Raw genomic sequence first — 341 nt, forward strand, 5'->3', positions numbered from 1 at the left:
CGCGTTGACGGTGATGCCGCTCGGCGCGAGCTCGTTGCCGAGGGCCTTGGTGAAGCCGACGACGCCGTGCTTGGACGCGGAGTAGGGGGCGCCGAGGACCACGCCCTGCTTGCCGGCGGTGGAGGCGATGTTGATGATCCGGCCGCGGTCCTTGTGGCGCATGCCGCCGGTGTTGAGGACCGTGCGGGTCATGCGGAAGACGCTGTTGAGGTTGGTGTCGATGACGTCGTCCCACAGCTCGTCGTCGATGTCGGCGGTGACGCCGCCGCCGCTGCGGCCCGCGTTGTTGACGAGCACGTCGACGGGGCCGAACCTCTCGACGGCGGCGGTGACGAAGGCGG

General features: G+C 70.1%; 1 protein-coding gene. It reads right to left on the reverse strand.

The genetic code is table 11. From position 1 onward, the window contains the following. On the reverse strand, nt 1-341 hold a 341-nt coding region (locus tag TN53_RS43285), incomplete at both ends, for an SDR family NAD(P)-dependent oxidoreductase (RefSeq protein ID WP_046264422.1).

The organism is Streptomyces sp. WM6386, assembly GCF_000972385.1.
In the GTDB taxonomy this organism is placed as follows: Bacteria; Actinomycetota; Actinomycetes; order Streptomycetales; family Streptomycetaceae; genus Streptomyces.